Annotated in this window: 8 protein-coding genes and 1 pseudogene; 5 read left to right on the top strand and 4 right to left on the bottom strand. The window is 69.5% G+C overall.

Annotated elements, in window-relative coordinates; translation table 11 throughout:
* A pseudogene (locus H0W38_RS11480) lies at positions 1-432 on the top strand (UbiD family decarboxylase domain-containing protein); the annotation flags it as partial.
* 248 nt (positions 433-680) lie between these two features.
* Here the strand turns inward: H0W38_RS11480 and H0W38_RS11475 are convergent.
* Complete coding sequence (locus tag H0W38_RS11475) at positions 681-1,496, bottom strand: YdcF family protein (protein ID WP_292454031.1); 816 nt, start codon at positions 1,494-1,496, stop codon at positions 681-683.
* 212 nt (positions 1,497-1,708) lie between these two features.
* Here H0W38_RS11475 and msrA point away from each other — a divergent pair, with 212 nt between their 5' ends.
* The 3 genes from msrA (at position 1,709) to H0W38_RS11460 (ending at position 5,094) form a co-directional block, all read left to right on the top strand.
* Complete coding sequence (msrA, locus tag H0W38_RS11470; RefSeq protein WP_292454028.1) at positions 1,709-2,254, top strand: peptide-methionine (S)-S-oxide reductase MsrA; 546 nt, start codon at positions 1,709-1,711, stop codon at positions 2,252-2,254.
* A 133-nt stretch (positions 2,255-2,387) separates the two neighbouring features.
* Complete coding sequence (locus H0W38_RS11465) at positions 2,388-2,846, top strand: hypothetical protein (protein WP_292454026.1); 459 nt, start codon at positions 2,388-2,390, stop codon at positions 2,844-2,846.
* Between the two features lie 139 nt (positions 2,847-2,985).
* The gene (locus H0W38_RS11460; RefSeq protein ID WP_292454024.1) at positions 2,986-5,094 is read left to right on the top strand and encodes a TonB-dependent receptor; all 2,109 of its coding nucleotides are present in this window, start codon (positions 2,986-2,988) and stop codon (positions 5,092-5,094) included.
* Between the two features lie 19 nt (positions 5,095-5,113).
* Here the strand turns inward: H0W38_RS11460 and pdxH are convergent, their stop codons facing one another.
* The gene (gene pdxH / locus H0W38_RS11455; protein WP_292454023.1) at positions 5,114-5,755 is read right to left on the bottom strand and encodes a pyridoxamine 5'-phosphate oxidase; all 642 of its coding nucleotides are present in this window, start codon (positions 5,753-5,755) and stop codon (positions 5,114-5,116) included.
* Positions 5,756-5,890: 135 nt separating this feature from the next.
* Between pdxH and H0W38_RS11450 the strand changes: the two genes are divergently transcribed.
* Positions 5,891-6,529 carry a nucleotidyltransferase family protein gene (locus H0W38_RS11450; RefSeq protein ID WP_292454020.1) on the top strand — a complete coding sequence of 213 codons (639 nt, stop codon included), beginning with the start codon at positions 5,891-5,893 and terminating at the stop codon, positions 6,527-6,529.
* 49 nt (positions 6,530-6,578) lie between these two features.
* On the opposite strand, the gene H0W38_RS11445 is transcribed toward H0W38_RS11450, so the two are convergent.
* Together H0W38_RS11445 and gloA are read right to left on the bottom strand one after the other, a co-directional pair.
* Positions 6,579-7,253: a gamma-glutamylcyclotransferase gene (locus tag H0W38_RS11445; RefSeq protein ID WP_292454017.1), complete on the bottom strand. Its 675-nt coding sequence runs from the start codon at positions 7,251-7,253 to the stop codon at positions 6,579-6,581.
* Between the two features lie 101 nt (positions 7,254-7,354).
* The coding region (gene gloA, locus H0W38_RS11440) for a lactoylglutathione lyase (protein ID WP_292454015.1) at positions 7,355-7,735 on the bottom strand (381 nt) is incomplete at its 5' end.

The raw sequence follows: 7,735 nt of genomic DNA, 5'->3' as shown, positions 1-7,735 counted from the left end.
TATCTGCCGCCCGAGGGCTGCAGCTACCGCATGGCGATCGTCTCGATCCGCAAGGCCTACCCGGGCCACGCCAAGCGGCTGATGTTCGGCATCTGGAGCTTCCTGCGCCAGTTCATGTACACCAAGTTCATCGTCGTGACCGACGACGACGTGGACATCCGCCACTGGCCCGATGTGGTCTGGGCCATCACCACCCGGATGGACCCGGTGCGCGACACGACGCTGGTCGAACACACGCCGATCGACTACCTCGACTTCGCCTCGCCGGTGTCCGGCCTGGGCGGCAAGATGGGGCTGGACGCCACCAGCAAATGGCCCGGCGAGACGCAGCGCGAATGGGGCCGGCCGATCAAGATGGATGCGGCGGTGGAGCTGCGCGTTGCAGCGGCCTTCGACACGGTGATGGCGGCCGGCGTGGCGCACAAGGCCTGACCGTTCGGTGTTCGGCAAGAATCTTGGCTGGCTCGTTGTCAAGCTGCTGGCTCAATCGCCGCGCCGCCCCTCATAGCAGCATGACTCTGGCATCTCGCCGGCTTGCCTGATAGTCTTGCCTTGCCTGCAATGCAGGCAAATCAGCGGCGCAGTCTCTGCGCAGCAGGATCCCCGGACCAATTCTCTCCGGAGCTCCCAAGGTGGACATACCACCTCGCCCCTCCCACCGTGATGGTCGGGAGGGGTTTTTAATTTGGGCGGACCGATGCGACGATCAGGCCCAGCCGCTCGCGCAGCACCAGCCGCACCTGCTCGAAGCCGTCCGCGCTCGGCAGCCAGTCGAAAACGCTGCCCTGGAAGCCCTCGAAGTAGCCCATCGGGGCCGCGGTGATTCGCAGACGGCCAGCGGCTGCCTGCTCGAACTCATGAAAGGCGCGTGGCATGTGCAAGGCGTGCGTCACCAACACGATGTGGCGTATACCGGCGGCTTTCAGGAAGGGCACGCTGAGTTGCGCGTTCTCCTGCGTGTCGCGCGATGCGGTCTCGAGCCAGGTGACCGGATGCCGGAAGTCACGCAGGGCAATGCGTCGTGCGATCTCGGCCTCCGAGGCGCCGCTCTCCACGCGCGCAGCCCAGCCCGTGCCCCCGCTGAAAGCGAGCGGCAGGCCGGTTTCGCGCGCGAGCCTGATGCCGTAGCGCAGCCGCTCCAGTGAAGGCGTCTTGAGGTCGCTGGTGCCGCTCTCCGGTGCGTTCAAGACCCGCCCTCCGCCCAGCACGACGATGGCAGTGGCAGTCGTTGCAGCGGCGTTGCGTTCCTGTCTCAACCCCGCGAGTTCGCTTTCGCCCAGCGGGGGCGGCACAGTGAGCAAGGCCTGCTGCAGCCAGCGGCCACTGCCTGGGCAGGCGCTCAGCCAGATCATCGCGGCGCCCAGGCCAAGCAGCACGGCGCCGAGCCGGCGTCTCCTGAGGACGAGCAGGCCGCCGACCAGCATCAACAGCAGCCAGGGGACCGGCGGCAGGACCAGCGCGGTCAGGATGGGCTTGAAGCTTTCTAGAGCGGGCATGCGCGGTCCGGTGGCGGTGGCCGGCATTGTGGCCGCCGCGCCCGAGCACGCGGCCCGGGCGCGCAACGGCCTTCAAGGCTGCGGCCGGCGGTCGGCATCAGGGGCTTGCCGGAGGTGGTGCAATACCGATGCTTGCCGACCTGTAAGGGCCGCAACACCGATTCCGACTACCGGCGTCGGGCCGATCCGGCCCCTCTTTCCCAGGAGATCCCATGAGCGCAGTTCCCACACAGACCGCCACGCTGGGGGGAGGTTGCTTCTGGTGCACCGAGACCGTCTTCCTCGATGTCGAAGGCGTCGTGGCGGTCGAGTCCGGCTATTGCAACGGCCACGTGCCGAGTCCGAGCTACGAGCAGGTCTGCAGCGGCACGACCGGCCATGCCGAGGTGGTGCGCGTGCAGTTCGACCCGCAGCGCATCGGTTTTCGGGAGCTGCTCGAGATCTTCTTCGTCACCCACGACCCGACCACCTTGAACCGCCAGGGCAACGACGCCGGCACCCAGTACCGCTCGGGGATCTACACGCACGACGCCGAGCAGGCCCGCATCGCCCATGAGGTGATCGCCGAACTCGCCGCCAGCGGCGGGGTGCGCGGCAAGATCGTCACCGAAGTGCTGCCCGAGGCGAACTACTCGCCTGCCGAGGATTACCACCAGAACTACTTTGCCCGGAACCCGGAACAGGGCTACTGCGCCTTCGTCGTCGCGCCCAAGCTGGAGAAATTCCGCAAGACCTTCGCCGCGCGACGGCGCGCCTGAGGCTTCGCCCCACGCTGCCACGCCGCAGCCGTTGCGCTGACCCCTGGTGACCGCGAGCCCGAGTGTTGCCGTGCCGCTCACTGAGTCGCACCGGCAGCGGATACTGCCGGGTCGCGTTTCCCGCACCCGACTGATGCCGCCGCCGCTGTCTCCGCTGCTCCGTTACCGCCCCGGCCGTTGGCTGGCGGCGCTGCTCGTGTTCGCGCTGCTCGGCCTGCAAACCCTGGGGCAGGCGCACCGCGCCCTGCACCCGCAGACCGGGGCGCTCGCCGATGCCCACGCGCATGACCACGGTCGTGACCACCGCTACGGCCGTGGCTTCTCGCATGGCGCGTTCCCCGCGTTGCCTGAGGTGGCGGCGGGCCATGAGGAGGCGGGCCACGACTGGAGCGCGCTGTTCGGCCACGAGCAGCAGGACGACGCGTGCCAACTGTTCGACCAGCTCTCGCTGGGCGATCTGGCGCTCGCCGTGGCCGAGCTCACCACCGAACTGCCGCTGTCCGGCGCTGCTGGCGTGTGGCGGGGCATGGCCCCGAACGGTGCCATCTGCCTGGCCTACCGGGCACGCGGGCCGCCGCCGATCGCCGCCTGATCCTCGCTGCCTGACAGGCGCGCCTTGACGCGGCGGCGCCTGCGTTCGCCGCGGTGCGCCCTAGCTGCCCGTTGCAGCCGGCGGCCGCGTCCCGCGCCCCGCTCTCCTTCACGGAACCCGCTTTTCCGCGGACACCTTCATGCCCACCTTCCTTCGAAACACCGGGGGCGCCGTCCTGCGCCCCGCATCGCCCTTCACCCTCAACGCGCTGAATGCCGGCTGCCTGTGTGCGCTGGCCGCAGCACTGCCGGCACTCGCGCAGTCGACCCCGCCTGCGGCACTGCCCCCGGTGGTGATCACCGGCAACCCGCTCGGCAGCGACAGCCTCGCGACACCCGCCAGCGTGCTGACTGGCCCCGGCCTCGTGCTGCGCCGGGGCAGCAGCCTGGGCGAGACCTTGTCCGGCCTGCCCGGCGTTTCGTCGAGCTACTTCGGCCCCAACGCCAACCGGCCGGTGATTCGCGGCCAGGACGGCGAGCGCATCCGCGTGCTCGGCAACGGTGGCGCGACGCTCGACGCGTCCGCGCTCAGCTTCGACCATGCGGTGCCGATCGAGCCGCTGGTGGTCGAGCGCCTGGAAGTGCTGCGCGGCCCGGCTGCGCTGCTGTACGGCGGCAGCGCGATCGGCGGGGTGGTCAACGCGATCGACAACCGCATTCCGAAGTCGGCGCTGCAAGGCCACGCCGGCGCCCTCGAACTGCGCGGCGGCGGTGCGGCGCGCGCGCGCTCGGCAGGCGCCTTGATCGAAGCCGGCAATGGCGCGAGCGGCCCGGGCGGCCGTGGCTTCGTGCTGCATGCCGACGCCTTCAAACGCCGCACCGAGGATCTGCGCGTGCCGGATTTCGACCGCCCGGTCGAAGGCGGCGGCAGCGAGCGTCGCGACCGCATCGTCAACTCGGCCAGCGATGCCGAAGGCGGCGCGCTCGGCGGCTCGATGGTGTGGGGCCAGGGCTATCTCGGTGCCTCGGTCGACACCTACCGCAACGACTACGGCATCGTTGCCGAAGAGGACGTGCTCATCCGCATGCAGCGCGACAAGTTCGCGCTGGCCGGCGAGTGGCGCGAGCTCGGCGGCGCGATCCGCACGGTGCGCGCGCGCTTGCAGTCCACCGACTACGAGCACGAGGAAGTGGAGGGCACGGGCGAGGTCGGCACCACCTTCAGCAACAAGGGCGAGGACGGCCGCATCGAGCTGGAGCACGCGCCGCTGGGCGGCCTGAAGGGCGTGTTCGGTCTGCAGGGCGAGCGCGCGAAATTCGAGGCACTCGGCGAGGAGGCCTTCGTGCCGAACACCGAGACCCGGCAGTGGGCGCTCTTCGTCCACGAGGAACTGGCCCTGGCCGGCGCCTCGCGGCTGAGCTTCGGGGCTCGCGTCGAGCGCAGCCGCATCGAGTCGAGCGGCGACGCCGACCCGAGCGAGCCGAAGTTCGGTGACGCCCAGGACCGGCGCTTCACTGCCACCAGCGCGGCGCTGGGCGGCGTCTGGGACCTGGCGGCGAGCTGGGGCAGCGGCTGGCAAGCCACCGGCAACCTCGCCTACACGGAGCGGGCGCCTGCGAGCTACGAGCTCTACGCCAACGGCGTTCACCTCGCCACGTCCGCGTTCGAGCGCGGCAACGCCGACCTGGATCTCGAGCGCGGCGGCAATCTCGACGTGGCGCTCGAGTGGAAGTCCGGCGCCCACCGGCTGCGCGCCGGCGCCTTCGTCAGCCGCTTCTCGAACTACATCGCGCTGCTGCGCAGCAGTGAGGCCGACTTCGTCAGCGACGAGGGCGACAGCTTCCCGGTCTACGCCTTCGAAGGCGTGAAGGCGCGCTTGCAGGGGATCGAACTCGAAGGGGCATGGCGAGCCATCGACGCCGAAGGCAGCCTCGACCTCGAGGCCCAGCTCGACGCGCTGCGCGCCGACAACCGCAGCACCGGCGAGCCGCTGCCGCGCATCGCGCCGCTGCGCCTGCGCCTGGGTGCGGCGTACAGCCTGGCCGGCTGGACGCTGCGCGGCGACGTGGTGCGCGCTCAGCGCCAGAGCCGCGTGCCGGCGGACGACGAGAGGACGCCGGCGTACACGCTGCTGAACCTCGCGGTCAGCAAGCGGCTCACCGTCGGCATGAGCGATGCACTGCTGTTCGTGCGGCTCGACAACGCGACGGACGAGCTGGCCTTCAACGCCGGCTCGATAGCGACCGTGCGAGAACTCGCACCGTTGCCAGGCCGATCGCTCAGCGCGGGGTTGCGCGTGAGCTTCTGAGCGCTTTGCTCCGGCGCGTTTAAGGCGCCAGCCGCTCGCGCAGCCAGCCGCCCTCTGGCTGCTGCGTGTAGCGCAGCCGGTCGTGCAGACGGCTCCGGCGGCCCTGCCAGAACTCCCAGCGCTCGGGAATCAAACGAAAGCCGCCCCAGTGCGGCGGCCGGGGCGGCTGACCCAGAAAGCGGGCGGCCGCCTTGGCCGCGCCGGTCACCAGCACCGTGCGTGACGGGATCACACGGCTTTGTGGCGAGGCCCAGGCGCCGAGGCGCGAGTCGAGCGGACGGCTGTGGAAGTAGGCATCCGAGTCTTCGGCGCTGGTTTTCTCCACCCGGCCTTCGATGCGCACCACGCGTTCGAGCTCGACCCAGTGAAACTGCAGCGCTGCGAACGGATGCGCGGCCAGCTCGATGCCCTTGCGACTTTCGTAGTTCGTGTACCAGACGATGCCGCGCGCATCGAGCCCCTTGATCAGAACCACGCGCGTCGATGGCCGGCCTTCGGCACCCACGGTCGCCAGCGTCATCGCATTCGGCTCAGGCAGCTCGGCCTTCAGCGCCTGCGCCAGCCAGTGCTCGAACTGCGCCAGCGGATCGGGCTCGGACTGTGCCTCGTCGAGTTCGTCCTGTTCGTAGCTCTTGCGCAGATCGGCGATGTTCTGGTTCATGGGCAAAAGTGTAGGGCTCGCGTGCTTCGCTACAGCGCGCCGGGGGGCGCCCGCAGCTCGCGCCGTCCACGGGTTCATGGGAGCATGCGAACGGCGCTGCAAGGGCGCCCTTGTTCGACGAGGCCAGGAATCACCGTGATATCGCAACCCGTGGTGGTCGTGCTCGCTGCCGGCAGCGGTTCGCGCTTTGCCGCCGGAACGCCCACGGCCGGACACAAGCTGGCTCAGAAGTTCGCTTCCACGACCGTGCTCGGCAGCACCCTGACCGCCGTACGGCGGAGTGGCCTTCCGTTCGTGGTCGTGACGATCCCGGCCTTGCTTTCCATCGTCTCGGCTGAGGCTGCCGCCCGCGACATCGTGCTGTTGGTCGAGGGCGACACCTACGCGCCGCTTTCCTGCGGCATGGGCCACTCCATCGCTGCGGGCGTCTCTTCGAGACCGCAAGCGCCGGGTTGGCTGGTGCTGCCGGGCGACATGCCGCTGGCGCATTCGGCCAGCCTGCGTGCGGTGGCTGCGGCACTCGGCGAGCATCCGATTGTCTATGCGCAGTACCGAGGCCAGCGTGGGCACCCGGTCGGGTTTCGCGCCGAGCTGTATGCAGAACTAGCCGCATTGCGCAGCGACGAAGGCGCGCGCGGCGTGGTCGCGCGCCATGCGGCTCAAGGTGTCGAAGTGGACGACGCTGGCGTACTCCTCGATCTGGACACCGCCGACGATTTGGCGGTGCTGCACGCGCTGCACGCCCGGAACAGCGGTGAACTCGAGGGCGGTTGACAGCGCTGGCGGCACACGCAACAACGCCTTGCGCCGAAGCCGAACCGGCTCAGACCGCCAGACCGTGTCGCCGAGCCAGCGCGAGCTGCCGCTCGACGGCGTGATCGCAAATGCCGTGCCGGTGCAGGCAGCGGGCGGTTTCCACCAGATAGTCGAGCGTGCTGCCGAAGCGGCCGCGGGCGTGGCGCAGGATGCGCACGAGCGCATCCTCGTCGATTTCTCCCGTGTAGTTGGGGCTGCGCTTGCTCAGCGTGAAGGCCAGCGCGCTGACGGGACCCTGTGGGGTCTGGCATTGCAGCCACTTCGGGTCGTACACGCCGCTCGGCATTTCACGCTCCCACAGGCGCCGCAGTTCGGCGTCGGCGCGCGAGCGCTCGACGCGGTAAGCCATGCCCTGGCAGGAGCCGCCAGCCACCAGGGCGAACACGAGCCCGGGCTGCTGCGGTGTGCCGCGGTTGATACGTGAGGTCATGCGCAGCGCACGGTGGTGACCGTGCACACGCGCCAGACGCTGTTCGCAGGCATTGAACTCGGGGCGCCAAATCAGCGAGGCGTAACCGAACACCCACAGGTCCTGCGTCGCGTGAAGCCGGGCGAGGGTGCCGGCCAGCAAGGCTTGCGGATCACGAACGGGGGCCGCGAGCACGACCCCTTCGGACGGCGAGCAGGCCGCCGAGGTCAGCGTCGTCGATGTCGTCGAGGGACCGTCGGGGGGGATCAGCATGGCAATGAGAGTGCGGCTCGGACCCGCCATTGTCAAGATTGCCGCCGCACCGGCGCGCGCAATAACGCCGGGAAAACGGGCGCTGCTTCGGCCTTGCCCTGTCAGGGCTTCTCGATCAACTCGATCTTGTAGCCGTCGGGATCGGTGATGAAGGCGATCACGGTGTCGCCGCCTTTCACCGGCCCCGGCTCGCGGGTGATTGCTCCACCGAGGGCGGCGGCCCGCTCGCGCACCGAAGCGCAGGTGCCCGCCACGTCGGGCACGCCGATGGCGATGTGGCCATAGGCGCTGCCGAGATCGTAGGCATCGACGCCGTGGTTGTAGGTCAGCTCGATTTCGGCGTGCTCGGGATTCGTGCCGTAGCCTAGAAAGGCGAGGCTGTACTTCTGTTCCGGCCGCTCGGTGGTGCGCAGCAACTGCATGCCGAGCACGCCGGTGTAAAAATCGACCGAGCGCTGCAGGTTGCCGACGCGCAGCATGGT

The sequence above is a fragment of the Methylibium sp. genome (genome assembly GCF_013817365.1).
GTDB lineage: Bacteria > Pseudomonadota > Gammaproteobacteria > Burkholderiales > Burkholderiaceae_C > Methylibium.
The sequence above is the reverse complement of the archived record's forward strand: the minus strand, read 5'-3'. Positions and strand labels throughout refer to the sequence as shown.